Genomic DNA, 22,474 nt, shown 5'->3' with positions numbered 1-22,474 from the left:
ATTAAGTTTTAATTATGGACAAACATTAGTCCCAGTAGTGATAACACCAGCTGTTGGAATACCTGAATAATCCATAGTACCTTCTTCCCATACTGTTCCATCAGGAGCAGTTAATTTGAAGTAGTTTTCACTTTCCCATCCTGGACCAGCTCCAGTTCCTCCTCCAGACACATAAGTTATAGTGTAATCAGAACCATCACCAATATTGATGTTAAAAGCGTCAATTACTCCAGGACCTACATCTGATGCAGCATATTGAGTAGTAATTCCATCAGAAATAACTTCAACATAACCACCGTTCCAACCATCACCATAAGTGTCAGATGTTTCTAAAAGCCATGTACAGTAAATAAAATCTTCAACTGATACATTTAAATTTAAAGCTCCATCAACTGGTATAGCTGTTCTACTAGCTGCAGCAACAATTTCTAAAACACCATTTTCTGTAGCTGTTTCAAAGATTAAATCGTTAGTTGCCTCTATTTCAAAAGTATATTCTGTTGAGTAAGGTGGAATAATAATAGCATAAGAAACAGGTCCTCCTAAATGTAATCCATCAGATGCTTCCATTCCTGTATAGTTACTACCAACAAAACTAAAGTCGGTAACATCATCATGAATAGAATAATCGTCCATATCTAAAGCACCAGACTTAGTTCTAAGTGCAAGATAGATAGGTTCTGCAATAGCTTGACTTACATTTAATGTTATAGACGTTCTAGCTCCTATTTCAGTTAATTCTAAAGTAGATGCAGATTGTAATGAAACAATTGGTTTAGCTGTAACAGCTGCAATATCATCATCAATCACATCACATGAAGCAAATAACACTAAACTAAAACCTAGTATTATTTTCGAAATAAATTTTATATTTTTTTCCATTTTTAATTAAGTTTTATTATATGTTATTGTTTAATATAATCTAGTACTAATATGTAACATTGATCATAACAAACGTTATATTCAATGTGGATATCTCCAGTAATACTATCTACAGTTCCTGCAGGTAGATTAGAACCTAAATTCCCTTCTACTGTATTACCATAGTACCCTCCTAAAGCTTGTGAAGCTACAAATACTTCTCCACAAATAACTTCGAACAAATAACCATCATAACCAGGAGCTAATTCACCAGGGCCAAAAGGAGGCGTTGTATCAGTTATATATACATTTGGAGTTGAAGTTAATTCTAAAGTTTGACCAGGAAGGGTATACTGTGATACTACTCCGTCATAATTTGTAAAAGTCACATTAACATTGTATGTGTTTGCTTCTACAGTTGCTAAACAACCTACAAACTTAACAGTTAAACTACTATATTGTTGTGAAACAATAGTGTTTGTAGTAGTTGTAGTTATGTTTATGATAAGCTCTGTTGGAGTTTCCGTGTCAAAATTTCCTGTATTAATATCTAAAGGAAATAAAGCATAATCAGAACCAGCAGGAATTGTTAAACCTCCACTAGTATCTACAAAATCAAATTCTTGACCTTCTACAGCAGTAGAAGATGGATCAATAGAATAGTTAATAACTATATCTTTATCATAATTATCACCTGTAGGACTTCCTTTTAAAGATACAGGGTATTCTTTGTAAACTACACCTTCATCTTGGAAATAACTATTAGTTGAAGAAGCTGTATCAAAACCTACTATGTAAGGTGTGTTACCTGTTATAGTCTGTGCTTCATCATCAACTAAACAAGAACTTGCGATTCCCGATAGGACAAGAGTTACTATAAATAATTTAAAATTTTTCATCTTTTCTTTTTTTTTAGTTAACGTCCCAGAATATTTTAGTATTGAATGCGCTATCTTCTGTTTGTTCTGGAACATTTGCTGAGTTACCAGCGTATTCAGAAGATGGGTATAATAATCTGTTTGGTCTAGCTGCTCTACCAGCAGTAATAGCTAAAGGAACTGCAGGATATCCTGTTCTTGTATATTCAATCCAAGATTCTAATCCATTAATTCCATTTAAAGCAATCCACTTTTGAGTTTGAATAGCTTCTATTTTATTAGCAGTACCAGTCCATCCAATGCGATTAGTGTTTTCACTTAAATTGATATAATTTTCAACGTCAGTTGCACCTAATAAACTAAATGATGATCTAATAGCATCTCTAAATAAAACATCTGCTGCAGGACCTGAAGTTAAATCTCCATTATTTCTTGCTTCAGCTTGTAATAATAAAGCTTCAGCTGCAGTCATTAAATAACCATCTTGAGATGAGCTAATTACAATTCCAGGACCAATTTTAGCTGGTTTTAAATTTCCAGGAATGCTGTTTGCACCTTGTTGTATTCCAACAAAATCTCCATCTACTGGCTCATATAATCTAGTAACTCTATTGTCATAAACTGAAGTACTAATTGCATTTTCAGTAACACCACCTGTTAAAAATTTCAATGCATAATCAGAACCAACAACTAAAGTTCTACTTTGATTAGCTGTACCACCAACTGCATAAAATAAATTGTAATGTGGGTTTTGTTTGTTTTCTGCATCTTGGTAACCTGGGTTGATAGTTACATCTTCACCCATACCAATAAAACTAGCACCATTTAAAGAAGCAAATTGACTATTGTATATTCCACTTCCTTTTTGTCTAACTAATAACTTTAACTTTAAAGTATTAGCGAATTTTAACCACATTTGCATGTTACCTTGATATACGATATCCTCAGTACTAGGCGTAATCGCATCTAAAGATGGGTTGTTAATTAAATCAATAGCAGTATTTACTGAACTTAATAATTCACCATAAATTTCTGAATCAACATCATAAGTAGGAGTAAGAATACTACCTAATTTATGAGCTTGACTGTAAGGCGCATCACCATATAAATCTACAATATATTGCATATAATATGATTTCATTATTCTAGAAATCGCATTATAATTAGTATAAGCAGGGTCATTATTATCAATCATAGTTTGGAATGTTGCAGTTCTTAAATATAAACCATCCCAAATACTAGAATAAAATGATGCATTTAAATCAAGAGCGTACTCATTTTGAAATGCTCCAGTAAAGTTTGTAGCATCACCAGCCCAACTTTGCATGTATAAATTCCCTAATTGATTTCCTCCTCTAGGAAGAGAAGCAGCATAAGACTCCGCTAACGCACCAGCTAATAATAAGTCTGGTGGCGTAGAATCTGCAGTAGGGTTAATAGGATCTTCATTTATGTCTAGATATTCTTCACAAGAAGAAACCGAGATTATGATAGCTATAAGAGCTAAATATTTTGTTATTTTTTTCATTTTCTTTTTATTTTTAAAAAGTTACGTTTAAACTCATACCTATAGATTGTGTAACAGGATATTGACCTGTACTACTAATACCTTGAGCGTTACCAGTTGTAAAGTTAGATTCTGGATCAGCATAACCTCTATTTTCTTTTGGTAATACTGTAAATAAATTTCTTCCAATTACACTAAAACTTACAGCTGATATAGGTGTTTTGTCTAACATTTTTTGACCTAAGTCATATCTTAAAGATAATTCTCTTACTTTAAAAGCAGTAGCATCTAATACATTATTCTCCCCAACACTAGCAACATAAGTACTGTAAAATTGAGTTAATTCAGCTGGTGTATTTGCTGATGTTACACTCGTGTTAGCAATATATTGCCCAGGATTACTAGGGTCTTCTATTGATGAATTAGGAAATAAGAATGCTCCTCTATTGTCTCCAGTCTCCACTATGTGTCCTGGCCAAGTCATATCATATTTTGTTTGAGAATAGAACTGATGTCCTGTTCTATAGTCAAAAGTTCCAGAAAGCGTTAAGTTTTTATAACGTAATTTTGTGTTTAAACCTAAGATATAATCTGGATTACTATGACCAAGTATTTGTGGTTCAACTGAAACTTCAGGAGTACCAGTAGCAGCGTTAATTATAACACGTCCTTGATCATCTCTAATGTATGCAGCTCCTTTAATTGTTGGAAACTGTTCACCTTCTACAGCATAAATACCTGCAAGTCTAGCGTCTGTATAACCTCCAACAAATACTTCATCGGCTTGGTCACTTACTTTAACTACAGTTGATTCATTTGTAGAATATGACATGTTTACGTCCCAATTCCAATCATCAGATTTTAAAACTTTTACACCTAAATCAATTTCGAAACCTTTACTATCCATTTGACCAATATTAATTGTTGATCCACTTAACCCTGAAGTTAAACTAGGGGCAATTGCAGTAATTAAGTCTGTAGTAGTAGTAGAGAATACACTAGCATCTAAAGTAATACGTCTTTTGAAAAATTCAGCATTTAAACCAAATTCTACCGATTCTGTAAATTCTGGCTTAATGTTAGGATCTACCGTTTCTGGGTTTACAACAAAAGAGTTAATCGTTCCGTATGGAAAACCTCCTGCTTGGGTGAAAGTTGGATTAATTTCATATGGTTCTATACCACCATCATTTCCTACTTTTACAAAACTTGCTGAAACTTTTAAATAAGACAATACATCACTTTTTAAACCACTAATTGCTTTAGTAGGAATAAATGATAATCCTACACTAGGATAAAAGAAACTATTGTTTTCTTCAGAAAGAACTGAAGTCCAGTCATTTCTTGCCGTTGCATTTAAAAATAAGTAATCTTTAAATCCAATATCTAAATTAGCAAATGCACCATATTTTCTTTTAAAAGTATGGTTATCATAAGTAATAGTGTCATCAAACCCACTTGATAAATTGGATGATGTATATAATCCCGGTATTGTTAAATTAGATCCACCAATTGTAGAATAATCATAATAGTTATATTGATTATTTAAACCAAGGTTAGCTTTTAATGTAAAATCTTCACTTAATTCATAATCAAAATTAACAAGGAAGTCTGTATAATAATCTCTCCAAGTACTTTTTTGTCTTCTAAAAGAAGATTGTTGGTTACGATTCGTATTTCCTGTAATTGCTACTACAGAAGCAGGATCTTCGTAAAAAGCTTCGTGACTTAAAGAATTTGAATTTGTAATTCTAACATTAGGTCTTAAAACTGCACTAATATTATCATTAAAAGCATATGTCAAGTCTGTCAACAAGTTAATTCTTTCTACTCTAGAATCTTCTCTATTATTATCTCTCATCCAGTAAGGGTTGAAATAGTATCCATTCCAATGACCTTCGTTCCCAGAGTTTTCAAATTGTTCTATTGGAATGTTTGTTGCAGTTTGCAATAACTCTCCATATAAATCACTACTTGCTTCTTTTGTTTTAGCTGATGAGTATGTAGCATTTCCACTAACTCCCCATTTTCCTAAAGTTCTACCACCTTTAAAATTAAAAGTAGATTTAGACAACTCATCTCCTTCAATAATGAAGTCTGTTTGTTGTTTTTGTGCTGAGATATTAATATATCCGTCAGCATCACCTGCAGATAATGATACTTGGTTTTGTAACGTTAATCCAGTTTTAAAGAAACCTTCAATATTGTCTGCACCCAAAGATGAATATGGAGCAACTACATAAGTTCCATCTGCTTGAGGTAAACCAATTGTTGCTGGAGAACCATCAAATTCAGGTCCCCATCCTCCATTTTCATAAGTGAAATTTGTAAATCCTTGATCTGGATCTGACCATCCTTGTCCATATCTAGTTTGTCTATCTGGAGTGTATGATATCGATTCGAAATCAGCAGAAGATTTAAAATCTACTGTAAATTTACTAGCAGAATCACTACCTTTTCTTGTTGTTACAATAATAACACCATTAGATCCATCAGAACCATATAATGCAGCTCCATTTGCACCTTTAATAACGTTAACACTTTCAATTGAGTTAGGGTTAATCGACTTCAAGAAATTTGCTGTTGAAATAACTCCATCAATAACAACTAATGCTTGGTTGTTCCCTGTAATTGAACGAACACCACGAAGAACAATTCTAGTATCAGAATTTACTCCTACAGAAGTAGTGTTAATTTGTAAACCAGAAACTTTACCACTTAAACCTTGAATAATATCAGGATTGTTAGCTTGTGTTAATTGTTCACTTTTCACAACTTGATTTGCTGTAGTAATCTCGTCTCTCTTTCTTTTAATACCCATTGCTGTTACAACAACTTCATCTAAAGTGTTGTCAGGTTGTAAAGAAACATCTATTTTGTTAGATGCACCGACAGTTTGATTTTGGTTGGCATAACCAACATAACTAAAAATTAATACATCACCTTGACTCGCAGCTATTGAATAGTTACCATCAAAATCGGTTGATGTCCCAGTAGTAGTTCCTTGAATAATTATTGTTGCCGTTGGAAGAGGCAATCCATTTTCATCAGAAACTGTTCCCGAAATTGTTTTTCCTTGTGCAAACGTAAATTGCACAACAAACGCCAGTAATAGCGTTAAAATTCCACTAAACTTTGTTTTCATTTTATATTTTATTTGAATTAGTCTATGCCAAAAATCATAATAAAAAGTTAATAAAACAATAATAATTGGTTAAAATTTCGATTTTTTTTTAAAATCAGCACTTTTAAACACAATATTAAGTTAAAAAACCGCTGTTAAACTTAGGTGGATTTTGGAGTTGGAAAATTTGAACTTTTGATTTTCGCTCTTACCGTTTGCGTAATTAAACTTTAATATACCTGCTTTGGTTAGTAAACCAAAGCCAAAGCCAAAACCATATAGTTTTTCTTTTTGTGTGGTAAGCTCGTTTTCAAAATAAGCGAAGTCAATAATAGAATGTATGTACAGAGAATTGCTAAGTTGGTACCTATATTCTGTGTTTGCAAGTCCATAAAGTGAAGCGGTAAGACTGTTTTCTTCAAAACCCCTAATGGAGTTAATACCACCAAACCTAAATAATTCATTCTCTAAATAGTTTTTAGAAAGCAGCGACGAAGCATTAATTCTTAAATAAGCACTATTCTTTTTATTGAGATTAAAAATTTTATAGGCATCAATAAATAATAGCGTTTGGTTTTCAGTGTTGTTGGCATAACTTCTTTTCCCATTACCTGCTTCAATAGCCAAAAAAAGGTTTTTATTAAAGAGATAATTGTTTTGAAGCTTATTATAAGTAAACCTTAAATTGTATATATTAGAGTTGTAATCCTGTATTTGGGATATGACATTTTCTTCTTTTAACAAATTATTAGATTTTGTACTATTAACGCCAAGGTAAATATTTGCTTGCGGATTTATTTGGTAAAATAATTTAGCAATTTGATTTACGGTGGTAAAGGAGGAATCTTTCTTAAATATTTTCAAGCCAACTTCTGCTCCAAGAGGAGAATTAAAGAGGTACGGTAAATTTAAATTGACATCAAAGGTCTTTTGCTCATTTTCATCGCTTTTATAAATCAGTTGAAAAGACTCTCCAGAATTTAGGTTGTTGTTTAAGTTTAGATTTAGATAACCGGTAAAATCAATTTTATTTGTTGTCTCATTAGAACCAAATCCCAAAAAACCATCAAAATTATTACTTTTCGTTTTTTCTACATATATATATAGTATTGTAGAATCTTTAGTAAAAAGTACTTCAGGCTCTTTTATTTGATTTGCAAATTTTAATTCTTTAAAGATTTCTGTCTTCTGTTTGATTTCTGAAAGGTTAAAAGTTTGCTTTCTTTTTAATTTTAAATAATGCTTTAAATACGCTTTAGGGAATTTATCATAGCCCTTTAAAATTATTTTGTCGATACTTCTTTTTGTTATGATCTCTTTGGAAACTAAAAAAGCCTTTAAAGTCGTTGTATTTTTTATAGAGATATTTTGAAGTGTAATTTCGCTAAACGGAAAACCAAGATCGCTAATTTTAGTGTTTAAGGAATAGAGTGAAGTTTCGATCTCATTAAAAGGTAAAACAAAATAATCATCATAAACTTCCGAAGAAATTTCCTCAAGGATAGATTTCTTAATGAAGTCCTCCTTATAATATATATGGATGTCTTTATAATTTTGTTTTAAATCGAAAATCCCGAAGTAGGTAGAATCATTTTCTTTACGAAGTTGTTTCAACTCATTTTCAATATAGCCAATTTTATAAAGTTGCTTTTGAAGGGAATCTACTTCCTGTATAATGGAATTTAATTCCAGATGTATTTTTTTGTAAGTTATAGAATCTAGAATACTTGTTTCTCTATCCGATTGACCAGTAACTTTTAAGTATAGATTTTGACTAATTGCTTCTGAAGCGAATAGAAAAGATAGGAATAGGAATAAAAAGAAAGGCTTAGTCACAGATATATGAAAACTTTTTTATAATGTAAATCTAACGGAAAAACCACAAAAATAATATAGTTTGAAACTTAAATTTTAAATTCTCTGAAAAATTAATGGGTTGAAGTTTGATTTTTTCAAATTAATTCCTACATTTGCAGCCCTCTAAGAAGAGGATTTTAAAATTTATATATAATATATATGCCAACAATTTCACAATTAGTACGAAAAGGAAGAGCCAAAATAACCAAGAAGAGTAAATCGGCTGCTTTAGATTCGTGTCCACAAAGACGTGGTGTGTGTACTCGTGTTTACACGACGACACCTAAAAAACCTAACTCAGCAATGCGTAAGGTAGCAAGGGTTCGTTTAACAAACGGTAACGAGGTTAATGCATACATCGGTGGTGAAGGACACAATTTACAAGAGCACTCGATAGTATTGGTTAGAGGTGGAAGGGTAAAAGATTTGCCAGGAGTTAGATATCACATCGTTCGTGGTGCCTTAGACACAGCAGGTGTTGCAGGTAGAACACAACGTAGATCTAAGTATGGAGCAAAACGCCCTAAGAAGTAATTTAAACTTTAAGAAGAAGACATGAGAAAAAGAGCAGCGAAGAAAAGACCGCTTTTGCCAGATCCAAAATTTAACGACCAGTTAGTAACTCGTTTCGTTAACATGATGATGTGGGATGGTAAAAAGTCTATAGCTTTTAAAGTATTTTACGATGCAATTGCAATTGTAGAAGAAAAGAAAACAGATGACGAAAAAACAGCTTTAGAAATCTGGAAAGATGCCTTATCTAACGTTATGCCTCACGTAGAAGTACGTAGTCGTAGAGTAGGTGGTGCAACATTTCAAATTCCAATGCAAATCCGTCCAGACAGAAAAGTATCAACAGCAATGAAGTGGTTAATTAGTTATGCTCGTAAAAGAAACGAGAAATCTATGGCACAACGTTTAGCTTCAGAGGTTTTAGCAGCAGCTAAAGAAGAAGGAGCAGCTGTTAAGAAAAAGACAGATACTCATAAAATGGCAGAAGCAAATAAAGCATTCTCTCACTTTAGATTTTAATAAGAAATGGCAAGAGATTTAAAATATACAAGAAACATAGGTATCGCAGCTCATATTGATGCAGGTAAAACTACAACAACAGAGCGTGTACTTTATTATACAGGAGTTTCACATAAAATTGGTGAGGTACATGATGGTGCAGCAACAATGGACTGGATGGAGCAAGAGCAAGAACGTGGTATTACTATTACGTCTGCAGCTACAACTTGTACTTGGAAGTTTCCATTAGAAAATGCAGAGCCAACTCCTGATACTAAGGATTATCACTTTAATATTATTGATACTCCTGGTCACGTTGATTTTACTGTAGAGGTAAATAGATCGTTACGTGTATTAGATGGTTTAGTGTTCTTATTTAGTGCAGTAGATGGTGTGGAGCCTCAATCTGAAACTAACTGGAGATTAGCAGATAACTATAAAGTGCCAAGAATTGGTTTCGTTAATAAAATGGACCGTCAAGGATCTGACTTTTTAGGAGTTTGTCAACAAGTAAAAGATATGTTAAAATCTAACGCGGTGCCAATCGTTTTAAACATTGGTGACGAAGAAGATTTTAAAGGTATTATAGATTTAGTAAAGAATCGTGCTATTGTATGGCATGATGAGACTCAAGGAGCAACTTTCGATGTTATCGAAATTCCTGAGGATATGAAAGAAGAAGCTCGTAAATACCGTGCACTTTTAATTGAAGAAGTAGCAAGTTATGATGAGAATCTTTTAGAGAAATTCATGGAAGATGAAGATTCTATTACAGAAGACGAAGTGCATAATGCACTTAGAGCGGCTGTTATGGATATGGCTATCATTCCTATGATTTGTGGTTCTGCTTTCAAGAATAAAGGTGTTCAGTTCTTATTAGATGCTGTATGTCGTTACTTACCTTCTCCAATGGATAAGGAAGGTATTGTTGGTATGAATCCAGATACAGAAAAAGAAGAAATTCGTAAGCCAAGTGTAGATGAGCCTTTCGCTGCATTAGCATTTAAGATTGCTACAGATCCTTTTGTTGGTCGTTTAGCATTCTTTAGAGCTTATTCTGGTCGTTTAGATGCAGGATCTTATGTGTTAAACAACCGTTCAGGTAAAAAAGAACGTATTTCTCGTATTTATCAAATGCACGCTAATAAGCAAAATGCAATTGATTATATAGAAGCTGGAGATATTGGAGCTGCTGTTGGATTTAAATCTATCAAAACAGGAGATACACTTTCTTCACAAGATCATCCTATCGTTTTAGAATCGATGGACTTCCCAGATCCAGTAATTGGTATCGCAGTGGAACCTAAGACTAAAGCAGATGTGGATAAGTTAGGTATAGGATTAGCTAAATTAGCAGAAGAAGATCCTACCTTTACTGTTCGTTCAGACGAAGCTTCAGGACAAACTATTATTTCAGGAATGGGTGAACTTCACCTGGATGTAATTGTAGATCGTTTAAGACGTGAGTTTAAAGTAGAAGTAAACCAAGGGCAACCTCAGGTTGAATATAAAGAAGCTATTACACAAGCAGCAGATCATAGAGAAGTTTATAAGAAACAATCTGGTGGTCGTGGTAAATTCGCAGATATCGTATTTACTGTAGAACCAGCTGATGAAGGTGTTGTAGGTTTACAATTCGAATCCGTAATTAAAGGTGGTAACGTTCCTAAAGAATTTATTCCTTCTATTGAAAAAGGATTTAAAATGGCAATGGTAAATGGACCATTAGCAGGTTTTGAAGTAGATGCAATGAAAGTAACATTGAGAGATGGTTCTTATCATGATGTCGATTCAGATCAACTTTCTTTTGAATTAGCTGCAAAATTAGGATTTAAAAACTGTGCTAAAGCTGCTAAAGCGGTAATCATGGAGCCTATTATGAAGCTAGAAGTTATTACTCCAGAAGAAAATATGGGTGATATTGTAGGTGATTTAAATAGACGAAGAGGTCAAGTAAGTGATATGGGAGATAGAGCTGGTGCAAAAACTGTAAAAGCAACTGTACCATTATCTGAAATGTTTGGTTATGTTACTACATTAAGAACATTATCTTCAGGTCGTGCAACATCAACAATGGAATTTTCACATTACGCGGAAACTCCTTCAAATATTTCTTTAGAAGTAATTAAAGCAGCTAAAGGAGAACAATCTTAAAAAGTTAAGAAAATGAGTCAAAAAATTAGAATCAAATTAAAGTCTTACGATCATAACTTAGTAGACAAGTCTGCTGAAAAGATTGTAAAAACAGTAAAAAGTACAGGTGCTGTTGTAACTGGACCAATTCCATTACCAACACATAAGAAAATTTTCACTGTATTACGTTCACCTCACGTAAACAAGAAGTCAAGAGAACAATTTCAATTAAGCTCTTATAAGCGTTTATTAGATATTTACTCTTCATCTTCTAAAACTATTGACGCTCTTATGAAATTAGAGTTGCCAAGTGGTGTTGAAGTAGAGATCAAAGTTTAAGTAAATGAAACTATACTTTCATTTTTGAAAGTAGTATGTTGAATTTATCCTAAATTTATTTTGGGATCTCATGAAAAGAGATTTCTGCTTTCGCAGAAAGTAAACATGTCCTTAACGATGGTTAAGGAAAAACGGTAAAAATACAATTCAAGGCTGAAACGTATTTTCAGCCTTGTTTTTTAATAAATAGTAACAAATAAATAAATAATAATATGTCTGGGTTAATTGGAAAGAAAATCGGTATGACCAGCATCTTTGATGAAAACGGGAAAAATATTCCTTGTACAGTAATCGAAGCTGGGCCATGTATCGTTACCCAAGTCAGAACTGAAGAAGTTGATGGTTATAAAGCTATTCAACTTGGTTTCGATGACGCGACAGAAAAGAGCGCTACTAAAGCAGACTTAGGTCATGCTAAAAAAGCGGGTACTTCTGTTAAGCGTAAAATCGTTGAGTTTCAAGGTTTTGATGCGGAGTACAAATTAGGAGATGCTATAACAGTAGAACACTTTGCAGAAGGTGAGTTTGTTGATGTAGCTGGAACTTCAAAAGGTAAAGGATTTCAAGGGGTTGTAAAACGTCATGGATTCGCCGGGGTTGGTCAAGCTACGCATGGTCAACATAACCGTTTAAGAGCTCCAGGTTCTATTGGTGCAGCTTCATATCCTGCGAGAGTATTCAAAGGAATGAAAATGGCCGGAAGAATGGGTGGAGACACAGTAAAAGTTCAAAATTTAAGAGTTTTAAAAGTAGTTGCTGATAAGAATCTACTTGTGGTTAAAGGATGTGTTCCTGGTCATAAAAACGCTTATGTAATTATTAGAAAATAATGAAAGTAGCAGTTGTAGATATTAACGGAAAAGACACAGGAAGAAAGGTAGACCTTTCTAAAGATGTGTATGCTATTGAACCTAATAATCATGCTGTATATTTGGATGTTAAACAATATTTAGCAAACCAAAGACAAGGTACTCACAAATCGAAAGAAAGAGCTGAGATTACTGGAAGTACACGTAAGATTAAAAAGCAAAAAGGTACTGGTACTGCAAGAGCAGGATCTATCAAATCTGGTGTATTCAGAGGAGGTGGTCGTATGTTCGGTCCAAGACCAAGAAACTATAGCTTTAAATTAAATAAAAACCTTAAGCGTTTAGCACGTAAATCGGCTTTAAGTATTAAGGCTAGTGAAAAGTCAATTGTAGTTATTGAAGATTTAAATTTCGATACACCAAAGACAAAAAATTTCACTTCAGTTTTAAAAGCTTTAGGATTAGAAAACAAAAAATCACTGTTTGTGTTGGGTGCGTCAAATAATAATGTATATTTGTCGTCACGCAATTTAAAAGGCACTGAAGTGTTAATTAACTCAGAGTTAAGCACTTACAAGATTTTGAATGCAAATCAAATAGTTCTTTTAGAGAGTTCTTTAGAAGGAATTGAAACGAATTTAAGTAAATAAGAAACAAATGAATATCTTAATTAAACCGATAATCACGGAAAAAGCGACAGCGAATAGCGAGTTAAACAACTGCTATACTTTCCAAGTGAATACAAAGGCGAACAAGGTAGAAATCAAAAAAGCGGTGGAAGCTGCTTATGGAGTTTCTGTTGAAAAAGTTCGTACTATAAATGTCCGTCCAGATAGAAGTACTAAGTTTACAAAAACTGGTATTCAACATGGTAAAACAAATGCTGTTAAAAAAGCAATTGTACAACTGGCGGAAGGTGAGATAATTGATTTATACACTAACATGTAATTAAAGAGAAATGTCAGTAAGAAAATTAAAACCAATCACACCAGGACAGCGATTTAGAGTAGTAAATGGGTATGACGCCATAACTACTGATAAGCCGGAGAAAAGTTTATTAGCTCCGAAAAAACGTTCAGGTGGTAGAAACAGTCAAGGTAGAATGACCATGCGCTATATAGGTGGAGGTCATAAAAGAAAGTATCGTATTATCGATTTTAAACGTGATAAAGCAGGAGTTCCTGGTGAAGTTATGTCAATTCAATACGATCCAAACAGAACTGCCTTCATCGCATTATTGAGTTATCAAGATGGCGAGAAAAGATACATTATTGCTCAAAATGGCTTACAAGTAGGTCAGAAAGTAATATCAGGTGATACTGCGAGTCCAGAAGTTGGAAACGCTATGCCTTTAGGAAAAATACCTTTAGGTACTATTATTTCTTGTATTGAGTTACGTCCAGGTCAAGGTGCTGTTATGGCTCGTAGTGCTGGAGCATTTGCTCAATTAATGGCAAGAGATGGTAAGTTTGCAACTGTAAAATTACCGTCAGGTGAAACACGTTTAGTGTTAATCACTTGTATGGCTACAATAGGGGTTGTCTCTAATTCAGATCATCAATTGTTAGTATCAGGTAAAGCTGGTAGAACAAGATGGTTAGGTAGACGTCCACGTACTAGACCAGTAGTAATGAATCCTGTCGATCATCCAATGGGTGGTGGAGAAGGAAAATCTTCTGGAGGTCATCCTCGTTCTAGAAATGGTATACCTGCTAAAGGTTATAGAACCCGTTCTAAAACAAAAGCGAGTAATAAATATATTGTAGAACGTAGAAAGAAATAAGATATGTCAAGATCATTAAAAAAAGGACCTTACGTTCATTATAAATTAGAGAAAAAAGTTGCAGCTAATGTAGATGCTAACAAAAAGACAGTAATCAAAACTTGGTCAAGAGCAAGTATGATTACTCCAGATTTTGTAGGACAAACTATAGCAGTACATAACGGTCGTCAATTTGTGCCAGTTTACGTAACAGAAAACATGGTAGGACATAAGTTAGGAGAATTTTCACCAACAAGATCTTTTAGAGGTCACGCTGGTGCTAAAAATAAAGGTAAAAAGTAGAGCTATGGGAAGTCGTAAAAAACAAATGGCAGACGCTATTAAGGAAGCAAAAAAGGAAATCGCTTTTGCAAAACTTAATAACTGTCCTACATCACCAAGAAAAATGCGTTTAGTAGCCGATTTAGTAAGAGGTGAACGCGTAGAAAAAGCACTTAACATATTAAAGTTTAGTCAAAAAGAAGCTTCAAATCGTTTAGAGAAATTATTGTTGTCTGCAATTGCAAACTGGCAAGCTAAAAACGAAGATGCATCTATTGAAGAAGCAGAATTATTTGTTAAAGAGATTAGAGTAGATGGTGGATCTATGTTAAAAAGATTACGTCCAGCACCTCAAGGTCGCGCACACAGAATTAGAAAAAGATCAAATCACGTAACAATCGTGGTAGGAGCTAACAATAACACACAAAGCTAAGATAGATATGGGACAAAAAACAAATCCAATCGGAAATCGCTTAGGAATTATCAGAGGATGGGAATCTAACTGGTATGGAGGAAATGATTATGGTGATAAGCTTGCTGAAGATTATAAAATCAGAGAGTATGTTCATGCACGTTTATCTAAAGCTAGTGTATCAAGAGTAATTATTGAAAGAACTTTAAAACTTGTAACCGTTACTATCACTACTGCTAGACCTGGTATTATTATCGGAAAAGGTGGACAAGAGGTAGACAAGTTAAAAGAAGAGCTTAAAAAAATTACAGGTAAAGAGGTTCAAATAAACATATTTGAAATCAAAAGACCAGAACTTGACGCATTTTTAGTAGGATCAAGTATTGCTCGTCAAATTGAAAACAGAATTTCATACAGACGTGCAATCAAGATGGCAATTGCTGCTACAATGCGAATGAATGCAGAAGGGATTAAAATCCAAATTAGTGGTCGTTTGAATGGTGCTGAAATGGCACGTTCTGAACATTACAAAGATGGACGTATTCCTTTATCAACCTTCAGAGCTGATATTGACTATGCTTTAGTTGAAGCACATACTACTTATGGTAGATTAGGTGTGAAAGTATGGATCATGAAAGGTGAAGTGTATGGTAAAAGAGAACTTTCTCCGCTTGTTGGATTATCTAAGAAGCAAGGAAAAGGTGGAAGAGGCGGAAGAGATAATAAGAATCAATCTCGTCGTAGAAAGTAATTTTTTAAAGAAAAGGAAAAATGTTACAGCCTAAAAGAACAAAATTTAGAAAAATGCAAAAGGGACGTATGAAGGGGAACTCTGGTAGAGGTCACCAATTATCATACGGTACTTTTGGAATAAAATCATTAGATTCAAACTTTTTAACTTCACGTCAAATTGAAGCTGCACGTATTGCTGCTACTCGTTACATGAAAAGAGAAGGATCATTGTGGATAAAAATCTTTCCAGATAAGCCAATCACAAAGAAACCTCTTGAAGTACGTATGGGTAAAGGTAAAGGTGCTGTAGAATATTGGGCAGCAGTTGTTAAACCAGGAAGAATCTTATTCGAAATTGGTGGAGTGCCATTAGAAGTAGCTCAAGAAGCTTTACGTCTAGCAGCACAAAAATTACCAGTAAAAACTAAGTTTGTAATTGCTAGAGATTATCAAGCATAATAATTTAAGATGATGAAACAATCAGAAATTAAAGAATTATCTATTGCTGAGTTACAAGAGAAACTTAGTGAGACGAAAAAAAGTTATTCAGACCTTAAAATGGCTCATGTAGTATCTCCTTTAGAGAATCCAATACAGTTACGTTCTGTAAGAAGAGCAGTAGCTAGAATTGCGACTGAATTAACTAAAAGAGAATTACAATAATTCAGCTGAAAAGATGGAAAAAAGAAACTTAAGAAAAGAACGTGTAGGTGTAGTTACTAGCAACAAAATGATGAAATCAATCGTTGTTGCTGAAGTAAAAAAAGTAAAACACCCTATGTATGGAAAGTTCGTGTTAAAGACAAAGAAATATGTTGCACACGACGAAACAAACGACTGTAATATTGGAGATACAGTAAAGATCATGGAAACAAGACCTTTATCTAAATCGAAATGTTGGAGATTAGTTGAAATAATAGAAAGAGCTAAATAATTATGATACAAACAGAATCAAGATTAAAGGTAGCTGATAACACTGGGGCGAAAGAGGTTTTAACCATTCGTGTTCTAGGTGGTACAAAGAGAAGATACGCTTCTGTAGGTGACAAAATTGTTGTTGCCGTAAAAGATGCAACTCCTAATGGAAACATTAAAAAAGGAGCTGTTTCTACTGCAGTAGTAGTACGTACTAAAAAAGAAGTAAGACGTCCAGACGGATCTTATATAAGATTTGATGACAATGCTTGTGTGCTTTTAAACCCAACGGGTGAAATGAGAGGAACACGTGTATTTGGACCTGTTGCTAGAGAACTTCGTGATAAACAATTCATGAAAATTGTATCATTAGCACCAGAAGTGCTTTAAGACAATATATTAAGATGACAAAGCTTAAAATAAAATCAGGAGATACTATTAGAGTAATTGCTGGAGATCATAAAGGATCAGAAGGTAAAGTACTTAAAGTATTAACCGATAAGAACAAAGCGATCGTTGAGGGAGTAAACATGGTGAAGAAACATACTAAACCAAGTGCTCAAAGTCCTCAAGGTGGAATCGTAGAAAAAGAAGCTGCAATTCAAATATCTAACTTATCGTTGTTAACTTCGAAAGGAGAGACAACAAGAGTTGGTTATAGAATGGAAGGCGATAAGAAAGTAAGATTTTCAAAAAAATCTAATGAAGTAATATAGTTATGGCATATTCACCAAGACTTAAAGAAGAGTATAAAAGCAAAATAGTTGCTGCTCTTACAGAAGAATTTAGTTATAAAAATGTAATGGAAGTTCCAAAACTTAAAAAGATAGTTTTATCTAAAGGAGTTGGAGCTGCAGTTGCAGATAAAAAGTTAATCGACTACGCGTTAGAAGAATTAACTACTATAACTGGACAAAAAGCTATAGCAACAATTTCTAAAAAGGATGTTGCTACATTTAAATTACGTAAAGGGATGCCTATTGGCGCAAAAGTGACTTTACGTGGTGAAAGAATGTATGAGTTTTTAGACCGTTTAATAACATCTGCCTTACCTCGTGTAAGAGATTTTAACGGAATTAAAGCTACAGGATTTGACGGAAGAGGTAACTACAACTTAGGAGTTGTAGAACAAATTATCTTTCCAGAGATTAATATCGATAAGGTAAACAAAATCTCAGGAATGGATATTACATTTGTAACTTCTGCCGAAACAGATAAAGAAGCAAAATCATTATTAACAGAACTAGGGTTACCTTTTCAAAAGAACTAAGTTATGGCTAAAGAATCAATGAAAGCCCGCGAGGTGAAAAGAGCAAATACAGTAGCAAAGTATGCTGAGAAACGTAAAGCTTTAAAAGAAGCTGGAGATTACGAAGCATTACAAAAGTTACCTAAGAACGCTTCGCCAGTGCGTATGCATAATAGATGTAAATTAACAGGAAGACCAAAAGGTTACATGCGTACCTTTGGAATTTCTCGTGTTACATTTAGAGAAATGGCAAATCAAGGGTTAATCCCAGGCGTTAGAAAAGCAAGTTGGTAAAATTAAATATAATCAGATTTTAGGTTCAACACCAACGTTGAAAACCGAGATCACAAAATCAATTAGTTATGTACACAGATCCAATAGCGGATTATTTAACTAGAGTTAGAAATGCTGTAAGAGCAAACCACAGAGTGGTAGAAATTCCTGCATCTAACTTGAAAAAAGAAATCACTAAAATATTATTCGATCAGGGATATATTTTAAGCTACAAGTTTGATGATTCTTCAGTACAAGGGACAATTAAGATTGCCCTTAAGTACAATAAAGAAACAAAAGAACCTGTAATCAAGAAAATTCAAAGAATCAGTAAACCAGGTTTACGTAAGTATGCAAGTTCAAAAGAACTGCCTAGAATCTTAAACGGTCTTGGTATTGCCATCGTTTCTACTTCTCATGGAGTAATGACAGGTAAACAAGCAACAAGAGATAATGTAGGTGGTGAAGTACTTTGCTACGTTTACTAATTTAAAGCCCAAAAGAAATGTCAAGAATAGGAAATAATCCAGTAGCCATTCCAGAAGGCGTAACAGTAGACATTAAAGATAATGTTGTTACTGTAAAAGGTAAATTAGGAGAATTAACACAAAACTTTGATACCATTGATATCAAAGTTGAAGATGGTAACGTTTTAGTTACTCGTTCTTCAGACTCTAAAGATCAAAAAGCCAAACATGGTTTATATAGATCATTAATGAATAACATGATTGAAGGTGTATCTAAAGGATGGACTAAAAATCTAGAGTTAGTAGGTGTAGGATATAGAGCATCAAACCAAGGGCAAAAATTAGATTTAGCTTTAGGTTTTTCGCATAACATAGTATTGGATATTGCTCCAGAAGTCAAAATTGAAACAGTTTCAGACAAAGGAAAAAATCCAATTATAAAATTAACATCTTTCGACAAACAATTAGTTGGTCAAGTAGCTGCAAAAATACGTGGCTTCCGTAGACCAGAACCTTACAAAGGAAAAGGTGTGAAGTTTGTTGGAGAAGTACTAAGAAGAAAAGCAGGTAAATCAGCTTAATAAGTTAATTATGGCACTATCAAAATTCGAAAGAAGAATAAGAATAAAAAACAGAATCCGTAAGACTGTATCAGGTACAGGATCTAGACCGAGATTATCTGTTTTTAGAAGTAATAAAGAAATTTATGCTCAAATAGTTGATGATGTAACTGGTAATACTATCAGTGCTGCATCTTCAAGAGATAAAGACATTAGTTCTGCTAAAGGGAATAAAACAGAAATAGCTACATTAGTAGGTAAGGCTGTTGCCGAAAGAGCAATAAAAGCTGGTATAAATACAATCTCTTTTGATAGAGGTGGATATATATATCATGGTAGAGTAAAATCATTAGCTGATGGAGCTAGAGAAGCAGGACTTAAATTCTAAGAAATTATGTATCAAAAATACAAAAGCGCAGAGCTAGTTAAACCAAGTGGATTAGATCTTAAAGATCGTTTAGTTGGTGTACAAAGAGTTACAAAAGTAACTAAAGGTGGTAGAGCATTTGGTTTTTCAGCAATCGTAGTGGTTGGTGATGAAGCAGGTGTAGTAGGACACGGTTTAGGAAAATCTAAAGACGTTGCTAGTGCAATTGCAAAAGCAGTAGAAGACGCAAAGAAAAATCTAGTACGTATTCCTTTAATAAAAAGTACATTACCACATGAACAAAAAGGAAAATTTGGTGGAGCAAGAGTAAACATCATTCCTGCAGCTCCTGGTACAGGAGTAATTGCTGGTGGAGCTGTAAGAACAGTTCTTGAGGCAGTTGGAGTACACGATGTTTTATCAAAATCTCAAGGTTCATCAAACCCTCATAACGTAGTAAAAGCAACTTTTGATGCTTTATTACAATTAAGAGATGCAAGAACAATTGCTCGTGATAGAGGAGTTTCTCTTGAAAAAGTTTTTAAAGGATAATAAAGGAAAACGATGGCAAAGATAAAAGTTAAAAAAGTAAAGAGTGCAATCAATCGTACACAAAGACAAAAGAGAACATTATTGGCTCTTGGACTTAAAAAGATTGGTCAAGTAGTAGAGCACGATGCCACACCAAATATCCTTGGTATGGTTGCTAAAGTTTCACATTTAGTTTCTGTTGAAGAAGCAAAATAATATAACACTTACAAATGGATTTAAGTAATTTAAAACCTGCAGAAGGTTCAGTAAAAAATCAAGGTAAACGTATAGGACGTGGACAAGGTTCTGGGAAAGGTGGTACTGCTACACGTGGTCACAAAGGAGCAAAATCTCGTTCTGGTTACTCTAAGAAAGTTGGTTTTGAAGGAGGTCAAATGCCTATTCAACGTCGTGTACCTAAATTTGGTTTTACTAATATTAACCGTAAAGAATATCAAGGTGTAAATCTTGATAAACTACAACAGTTAATTGATGACAAAGTAATTAAAGATACTCTTGATTTAGATACAATGATAACGTTACGTTTAGCTGGCAAAAATGAGCTAGTTAAAATTTTAGGACGTGGTGAATTAAAATCTAAATTAACAGTAACAGCTCATAAATTTACAGCAACTGCAAAAGCAGCTATCGAAGCAGCTGGAGGAGAAGCAGTAACTTTATAATTAATTAAGAAGCATGAAATTTATAGAGACATTAAAAAATGTTTGGAAAATTGAAGAACTAAGAAACCGAATAATTTTAACATTAGGTTTACTTTTAGTATATCGTTTCGGAGCACAAGTAGTACTTCCAGGTATTGATGCTTCACAATTAGAAGGTATACAAGGTAATACAGAAGATGGTTTATTAGGTTTATTAAATGCATTTACAGGTGGAGCATTTGCTAACGCATCTGTTTTTGCTCTTGGTATCATGCCTTACATTTCTGCTTCTATTGTAGTTCAGTTGATGGGAATAGCAATTCCTTATTTACAAAAACTGCAAAAAGAAGGAGCAAGTGGACAAAAGAAAATCACGCAAATAACAAGATGGTTAACTATTGGAATATGTTTGGTGCAGGCACCAGGATATTTAGCAAGTTTACCAGCATTAGGTATTCCGCAATCAGCCTTTTTATTAGGTCAAGGAGGTTTATTCTATTTCTCTTCTGTTATTATTTTAGTAACAGGTTGTGTTTTTGCAATGTGGTTAGGTGAGAAGATTACAGATAAAGGTATTGGTAATGGTATATCATTATTAATTATGGTTGGTATTATTGCAACTTTACCTAAAAACTTCTTATTAAATGCATCTTCAAGATTAGAGGGAAATAACGTCATGTTAATTCTTTTTGAATTAGTAATTTGGTTAGCAATTATTGCAGCATGTATCATGTTAGTAATGGCGGTTAGAAAAATTGCAGTTCAATATGCTAGAAGAACAGCATCTGGAGGATATGAGAAAAATGTATTTGGTGGAGCAAGACAATTTATTCCATTAAAACTTAATGCCTCAGGAGTTATGCCAATTATATTTGCACAAGCTATTATGTTTGTACCAGGTTTAATAGGTAGCTCTTCTTTCTTAAAAGATACTGCATCTGGACAATGGATGCAAACTAACTTTTCAGATATGTTTGGGTTTTGGTACAATTTAATATTTGCTTTATTAATTATTATATTTACATATTTTTATACAGCAATTACAGTACCTACAAATAAAATGGCAGATGATTTAAAACGTAGCGGAGGATTTATTCCTGGTATACGTCCTGGATCTGAAACATCAGAGTATTTAGATAAGATAATGTCTCAAATTACATTACCTGGTTCTATATTCTTAGCGCTTATAGCAATATTTCCAGCATTTATTGTTAAGTTAATGAATGTACAATCTGGTTGGGCTTTATTTTTTGGAGGTACTTCTCTATTAATTATGGTGGGTGTAGCAATAGACACTATGCAACAAGTAAATTCTTACTTGTTAAATAGACACTATGATGGCTTGATGAAGACTGGTAAAAATAGAAAAGCAGTAGCTTAATTTATATACTATGGCAAAACAAGCAGCAATAGAACAAGACGGAACAATTATAGAAGCATTATCAAATGCGATGTTTCGTGTAGAATTAGAAAACGGTCACATTGTGACAGCTCACATCTCAGGTAAAATGCGTATGCATTATATTAAATTATTACCAGGAGATAAAGTGAAATTAGAAATGAGTCCTTATGATTTAACTAAGGCTCGTATAACTTATAGATACTAAATACCAATACTAATACGATGAAAGTAAGAGCATCAGTTAAAAAAAGAAGCGCAGATTGCAAAATAGTGCGTAGAAAGGGTAGACTTTACGTGATTAACAAAAAGAATCCTAGATTCAAACAAAGACAAGGATAATT

The 22,474-nt window shown here is 33.6% G+C and carries 32 protein-coding genes; 27 read left to right on the top strand and 5 right to left on the bottom strand.

Going from position 1 to position 22,474, the window contains the following annotated elements:
• Window positions 1–12: 12 nt before the first annotated feature.
• The 5 genes from FG167_RS01975 to FG167_RS01955 all read right to left on the bottom strand — a co-directional run bounded on the left by FG167_RS01975 (window position 13) and on the right by FG167_RS01955 (window position 8,206).
• Window positions 13–882, bottom strand: a complete 870-nt coding sequence (locus FG167_RS01975; protein WP_203459796.1) for a hypothetical protein — start codon at window positions 880–882, stop codon at window positions 13–15.
• Window positions 883–905: 23 nt separating this feature from the next.
• On the bottom strand, window positions 906–1,760 hold the full coding sequence (locus FG167_RS01970; RefSeq protein WP_203459795.1) for a hypothetical protein: 855 nt from the start codon (window positions 1,758–1,760) through the stop codon (window positions 906–908).
• Between the two features lie 13 nt (window positions 1,761–1,773).
• Window positions 1,774–3,267 carry a SusD/RagB family nutrient-binding outer membrane lipoprotein gene (locus FG167_RS01965; RefSeq protein ID WP_203459794.1) on the bottom strand — a complete coding sequence of 498 codons (1,494 nt, stop codon included), beginning with the start codon at window positions 3,265–3,267 and terminating at the stop codon, window positions 1,774–1,776.
• A 13-nt stretch (window positions 3,268–3,280) separates the two neighbouring features.
• Complete coding sequence (locus tag FG167_RS01960) at window positions 3,281–6,391, bottom strand: SusC/RagA family TonB-linked outer membrane protein (protein ID WP_203459793.1); 3,111 nt, start codon at window positions 6,389–6,391, stop codon at window positions 3,281–3,283.
• 120 nt (window positions 6,392–6,511) lie between these two features.
• Complete coding sequence (locus tag FG167_RS01955) at window positions 6,512–8,206, bottom strand: hypothetical protein (protein WP_239004428.1); 1,695 nt, start codon at window positions 8,204–8,206, stop codon at window positions 6,512–6,514.
• Window positions 8,207–8,386: 180 nt separating this feature from the next.
• Between FG167_RS01955 and rpsL the strand changes: the two genes are divergently transcribed.
• The 27 genes from rpsL to ykgO all read left to right on the top strand — a co-directional run bounded on the left by rpsL (window position 8,387) and on the right by ykgO (window position 22,472).
• Window positions 8,387–8,761 (top strand): 30S ribosomal protein S12, encoded by a 375-nt coding sequence (gene rpsL, locus FG167_RS01950; protein ID WP_008269190.1) that lies wholly within the window; start codon window positions 8,387–8,389, stop codon window positions 8,759–8,761.
• Window positions 8,762–8,782: 21 nt separating this feature from the next.
• On the top strand, window positions 8,783–9,259 hold the full coding sequence (gene rpsG, locus FG167_RS01945) for a 30S ribosomal protein S7 (RefSeq protein ID WP_203459792.1): 477 nt from the start codon (window positions 8,783–8,785) through the stop codon (window positions 9,257–9,259).
• Window positions 9,260–9,265: 6 nt separating this feature from the next.
• A complete protein-coding gene (fusA, locus tag FG167_RS01940) occupies window positions 9,266–11,392 on the top strand; it encodes an elongation factor G (RefSeq protein WP_203459791.1) in 2,127 nt (708 codons plus the stop codon).
• Window positions 11,393–11,404: 12 nt separating this feature from the next.
• Window positions 11,405–11,710 carry a 30S ribosomal protein S10 gene (gene rpsJ / locus FG167_RS01935; RefSeq protein ID WP_010181931.1) on the top strand — a complete coding sequence of 102 codons (306 nt, stop codon included), beginning with the start codon at window positions 11,405–11,407 and terminating at the stop codon, window positions 11,708–11,710.
• Between the two features lie 212 nt (window positions 11,711–11,922).
• Window positions 11,923–12,540, top strand: a complete 618-nt coding sequence (gene rplC / locus FG167_RS01930; protein ID WP_055442884.1) for a 50S ribosomal protein L3 — start codon at window positions 11,923–11,925, stop codon at window positions 12,538–12,540.
• Entirely contained in the window at window positions 12,540–13,169 is a 630-nt protein-coding gene (rplD, locus tag FG167_RS01925; protein WP_055442883.1) for a 50S ribosomal protein L4, read from the top strand. The genes rplC and rplD overlap by 1 nt, the downstream gene beginning before the upstream one ends.
• Before the next feature lie 7 nt (window positions 13,170–13,176).
• Window positions 13,177–13,467 (top strand): 50S ribosomal protein L23, encoded by a 291-nt coding sequence (rplW, locus tag FG167_RS01920; protein WP_055442882.1) that lies wholly within the window; start codon window positions 13,177–13,179, stop codon window positions 13,465–13,467.
• Window positions 13,468–13,477: 10 nt separating this feature from the next.
• A complete protein-coding gene (rplB, locus tag FG167_RS01915) occupies window positions 13,478–14,302 on the top strand; it encodes a 50S ribosomal protein L2 (RefSeq protein WP_203459790.1) in 825 nt (274 codons plus the stop codon).
• 3 nt (window positions 14,303–14,305) lie between these two features.
• Window positions 14,306–14,584 carry a 30S ribosomal protein S19 gene (gene rpsS / locus FG167_RS01910; RefSeq protein ID WP_055442880.1) on the top strand — a complete coding sequence of 93 codons (279 nt, stop codon included), beginning with the start codon at window positions 14,306–14,308 and terminating at the stop codon, window positions 14,582–14,584.
• A gap of 4 nt (window positions 14,585–14,588) precedes the next feature.
• On the top strand, window positions 14,589–14,996 hold the full coding sequence (gene rplV, locus FG167_RS01905; protein ID WP_055442991.1) for a 50S ribosomal protein L22: 408 nt from the start codon (window positions 14,589–14,591) through the stop codon (window positions 14,994–14,996).
• Window positions 14,997–15,003: 7 nt separating this feature from the next.
• A complete protein-coding gene (rpsC, locus tag FG167_RS01900) occupies window positions 15,004–15,726 on the top strand; it encodes a 30S ribosomal protein S3 (RefSeq protein WP_055442879.1) in 723 nt (240 codons plus the stop codon).
• A gap of 20 nt (window positions 15,727–15,746) precedes the next feature.
• Window positions 15,747–16,166 (top strand): 50S ribosomal protein L16, encoded by a 420-nt coding sequence (rplP, locus tag FG167_RS01895; protein WP_055442878.1) that lies wholly within the window; start codon window positions 15,747–15,749, stop codon window positions 16,164–16,166.
• A 12-nt stretch (window positions 16,167–16,178) separates the two neighbouring features.
• Window positions 16,179–16,370 (top strand): 50S ribosomal protein L29, encoded by a 192-nt coding sequence (gene rpmC / locus FG167_RS01890; RefSeq protein WP_055442990.1) that lies wholly within the window; start codon window positions 16,179–16,181, stop codon window positions 16,368–16,370.
• Between the two features lie 13 nt (window positions 16,371–16,383).
• Complete coding sequence (gene rpsQ / locus FG167_RS01885) at window positions 16,384–16,641, top strand: 30S ribosomal protein S17 (protein ID WP_055442877.1); 258 nt, start codon at window positions 16,384–16,386, stop codon at window positions 16,639–16,641.
• A 2-nt stretch (window positions 16,642–16,643) separates the two neighbouring features.
• Window positions 16,644–17,012 carry a 50S ribosomal protein L14 gene (gene rplN / locus FG167_RS01880; RefSeq protein ID WP_055442876.1) on the top strand — a complete coding sequence of 123 codons (369 nt, stop codon included), beginning with the start codon at window positions 16,644–16,646 and terminating at the stop codon, window positions 17,010–17,012.
• Between the two features lie 14 nt (window positions 17,013–17,026).
• Complete coding sequence (rplX, locus tag FG167_RS01875) at window positions 17,027–17,338, top strand: 50S ribosomal protein L24 (protein ID WP_055442875.1); 312 nt, start codon at window positions 17,027–17,029, stop codon at window positions 17,336–17,338.
• Between the two features lie 2 nt (window positions 17,339–17,340).
• Window positions 17,341–17,892 carry a 50S ribosomal protein L5 gene (gene rplE / locus FG167_RS01870; RefSeq protein ID WP_055442874.1) on the top strand — a complete coding sequence of 184 codons (552 nt, stop codon included), beginning with the start codon at window positions 17,341–17,343 and terminating at the stop codon, window positions 17,890–17,892.
• Between the two features lie 3 nt (window positions 17,893–17,895).
• Window positions 17,896–18,165, top strand: a complete 270-nt coding sequence (gene rpsN / locus FG167_RS01865) for a 30S ribosomal protein S14 (RefSeq protein ID WP_055442873.1) — start codon at window positions 17,896–17,898, stop codon at window positions 18,163–18,165.
• Window positions 18,166–18,233: 68 nt separating this feature from the next.
• A complete protein-coding gene (gene rpsH, locus FG167_RS01860; protein ID WP_055442872.1) occupies window positions 18,234–18,632 on the top strand; it encodes a 30S ribosomal protein S8 in 399 nt (132 codons plus the stop codon).
• Window positions 18,633–18,649: 17 nt separating this feature from the next.
• Window positions 18,650–19,192 (top strand): 50S ribosomal protein L6, encoded by a 543-nt coding sequence (gene rplF / locus FG167_RS01855; protein WP_055442871.1) that lies wholly within the window; start codon window positions 18,650–18,652, stop codon window positions 19,190–19,192.
• A 10-nt stretch (window positions 19,193–19,202) separates the two neighbouring features.
• Entirely contained in the window at window positions 19,203–19,559 is a 357-nt protein-coding gene (rplR, locus tag FG167_RS01850) for a 50S ribosomal protein L18 (RefSeq protein ID WP_055442870.1), read from the top strand.
• A gap of 6 nt (window positions 19,560–19,565) precedes the next feature.
• Window positions 19,566–20,090 (top strand): 30S ribosomal protein S5, encoded by a 525-nt coding sequence (rpsE, locus tag FG167_RS01845; RefSeq protein WP_203459789.1) that lies wholly within the window; start codon window positions 19,566–19,568, stop codon window positions 20,088–20,090.
• Between the two features lie 12 nt (window positions 20,091–20,102).
• Window positions 20,103–20,285, top strand: coding sequence for a 50S ribosomal protein L30 (rpmD, locus tag FG167_RS01840; protein ID WP_055442868.1), 183 nt, complete (start codon window positions 20,103–20,105; stop codon window positions 20,283–20,285).
• 14 nt (window positions 20,286–20,299) lie between these two features.
• Window positions 20,300–20,752 carry a 50S ribosomal protein L15 gene (rplO, locus tag FG167_RS01835; protein WP_055442867.1) on the top strand — a complete coding sequence of 151 codons (453 nt, stop codon included), beginning with the start codon at window positions 20,300–20,302 and terminating at the stop codon, window positions 20,750–20,752.
• 13 nt (window positions 20,753–20,765) lie between these two features.
• On the top strand, window positions 20,766–22,112 hold the full coding sequence (gene secY, locus FG167_RS01830; protein ID WP_203459788.1) for a preprotein translocase subunit SecY: 1,347 nt from the start codon (window positions 20,766–20,768) through the stop codon (window positions 22,110–22,112).
• A gap of 10 nt (window positions 22,113–22,122) precedes the next feature.
• Window positions 22,123–22,338, top strand: a complete 216-nt coding sequence (gene infA / locus FG167_RS01825) for a translation initiation factor IF-1 (RefSeq protein ID WP_007094967.1) — start codon at window positions 22,123–22,125, stop codon at window positions 22,336–22,338.
• A 17-nt stretch (window positions 22,339–22,355) separates the two neighbouring features.
• Entirely contained in the window at window positions 22,356–22,472 is a 117-nt protein-coding gene (gene ykgO, locus FG167_RS01820; protein WP_013305171.1) for a type B 50S ribosomal protein L36, read from the top strand.
• The last annotated feature ends 2 nt before the right edge of the window (window positions 22,473–22,474 follow it).

It is taken from the genome of Lacinutrix sp. WUR7 (assembly GCF_016864015.1).
GTDB lineage: Bacteria > Bacteroidota > Bacteroidia > Flavobacteriales > Flavobacteriaceae > Oceanihabitans.
This window is presented reverse-complemented; position numbering and strand designations above follow the sequence as displayed.

Coding starts and splice junctions, on each gene's coding strand:
- rplP (WP_055442878.1), top strand. CDS start 15,747: ATGTTACAGCCTAAAAGAACAAAATTTAGAAAAATGCAAAAGGGACGT.
- rplF (WP_055442871.1), top strand. CDS start 18,650: ATGTCAAGAATAGGAAATAATCCAGTAGCCATTCCAGAAGGCGTAACA.
- rplW (WP_055442882.1), top strand. CDS start 13,177: ATGAATATCTTAATTAAACCGATAATCACGGAAAAAGCGACAGCGAAT.
- rpsS (WP_055442880.1), top strand. CDS start 14,306: ATGTCAAGATCATTAAAAAAAGGACCTTACGTTCATTATAAATTAGAG.
- rpsC (WP_055442879.1), top strand. CDS start 15,004: ATGGGACAAAAAACAAATCCAATCGGAAATCGCTTAGGAATTATCAGA.
- rplC (WP_055442884.1), top strand. CDS start 11,923: ATGTCTGGGTTAATTGGAAAGAAAATCGGTATGACCAGCATCTTTGAT.
- rpsN (WP_055442873.1), top strand. CDS start 17,896: ATGGCTAAAGAATCAATGAAAGCCCGCGAGGTGAAAAGAGCAAATACA.
- FG167_RS01965 (WP_203459794.1), bottom strand. CDS start 3,267: ATGAAAAAAATAACAAAATATTTAGCTCTTATAGCTATCATAATCTCG.
- rplR (WP_055442870.1), top strand. CDS start 19,203: ATGGCACTATCAAAATTCGAAAGAAGAATAAGAATAAAAAACAGAATC.
- rplE (WP_055442874.1), top strand. CDS start 17,341: ATGGCATATTCACCAAGACTTAAAGAAGAGTATAAAAGCAAAATAGTT.
- rplD (WP_055442883.1), top strand. CDS start 12,540: ATGAAAGTAGCAGTTGTAGATATTAACGGAAAAGACACAGGAAGAAAG.
- fusA (WP_203459791.1), top strand. CDS start 9,266: ATGGCAAGAGATTTAAAATATACAAGAAACATAGGTATCGCAGCTCAT.
- ykgO (WP_013305171.1), top strand. CDS start 22,356: ATGAAAGTAAGAGCATCAGTTAAAAAAAGAAGCGCAGATTGCAAAATA.
- rpsJ (WP_010181931.1), top strand. CDS start 11,405: ATGAGTCAAAAAATTAGAATCAAATTAAAGTCTTACGATCATAACTTA.
- rpsL (WP_008269190.1), top strand. CDS start 8,387: ATGCCAACAATTTCACAATTAGTACGAAAAGGAAGAGCCAAAATAACC.
- secY (WP_203459788.1), top strand. CDS start 20,766: ATGAAATTTATAGAGACATTAAAAAATGTTTGGAAAATTGAAGAACTA.
- infA (WP_007094967.1), top strand. CDS start 22,123: ATGGCAAAACAAGCAGCAATAGAACAAGACGGAACAATTATAGAAGCA.
- rplB (WP_203459790.1), top strand. CDS start 13,478: ATGTCAGTAAGAAAATTAAAACCAATCACACCAGGACAGCGATTTAGA.
- rpmC (WP_055442990.1), top strand. CDS start 16,179: ATGAAACAATCAGAAATTAAAGAATTATCTATTGCTGAGTTACAAGAG.
- rplN (WP_055442876.1), top strand. CDS start 16,644: ATGATACAAACAGAATCAAGATTAAAGGTAGCTGATAACACTGGGGCG.
- FG167_RS01975 (WP_203459796.1), bottom strand. CDS start 882: ATGGAAAAAAATATAAAATTTATTTCGAAAATAATACTAGGTTTTAGT.
- rpsE (WP_203459789.1), top strand. CDS start 19,566: ATGTATCAAAAATACAAAAGCGCAGAGCTAGTTAAACCAAGTGGATTA.
- rplV (WP_055442991.1), top strand. CDS start 14,589: ATGGGAAGTCGTAAAAAACAAATGGCAGACGCTATTAAGGAAGCAAAA.
- rplO (WP_055442867.1), top strand. CDS start 20,300: ATGGATTTAAGTAATTTAAAACCTGCAGAAGGTTCAGTAAAAAATCAA.
- rpsQ (WP_055442877.1), top strand. CDS start 16,384: ATGGAAAAAAGAAACTTAAGAAAAGAACGTGTAGGTGTAGTTACTAGC.
- rpsH (WP_055442872.1), top strand. CDS start 18,234: ATGTACACAGATCCAATAGCGGATTATTTAACTAGAGTTAGAAATGCT.
- rpmD (WP_055442868.1), top strand. CDS start 20,103: ATGGCAAAGATAAAAGTTAAAAAAGTAAAGAGTGCAATCAATCGTACA.
- FG167_RS01970 (WP_203459795.1), bottom strand. CDS start 1,760: ATGAAAAATTTTAAATTATTTATAGTAACTCTTGTCCTATCGGGAATC.
- rplX (WP_055442875.1), top strand. CDS start 17,027: ATGACAAAGCTTAAAATAAAATCAGGAGATACTATTAGAGTAATTGCT.
- rpsG (WP_203459792.1), top strand. CDS start 8,783: ATGAGAAAAAGAGCAGCGAAGAAAAGACCGCTTTTGCCAGATCCAAAA.
- FG167_RS01960 (WP_203459793.1), bottom strand. CDS start 6,391: ATGAAAACAAAGTTTAGTGGAATTTTAACGCTATTACTGGCGTTTGTT.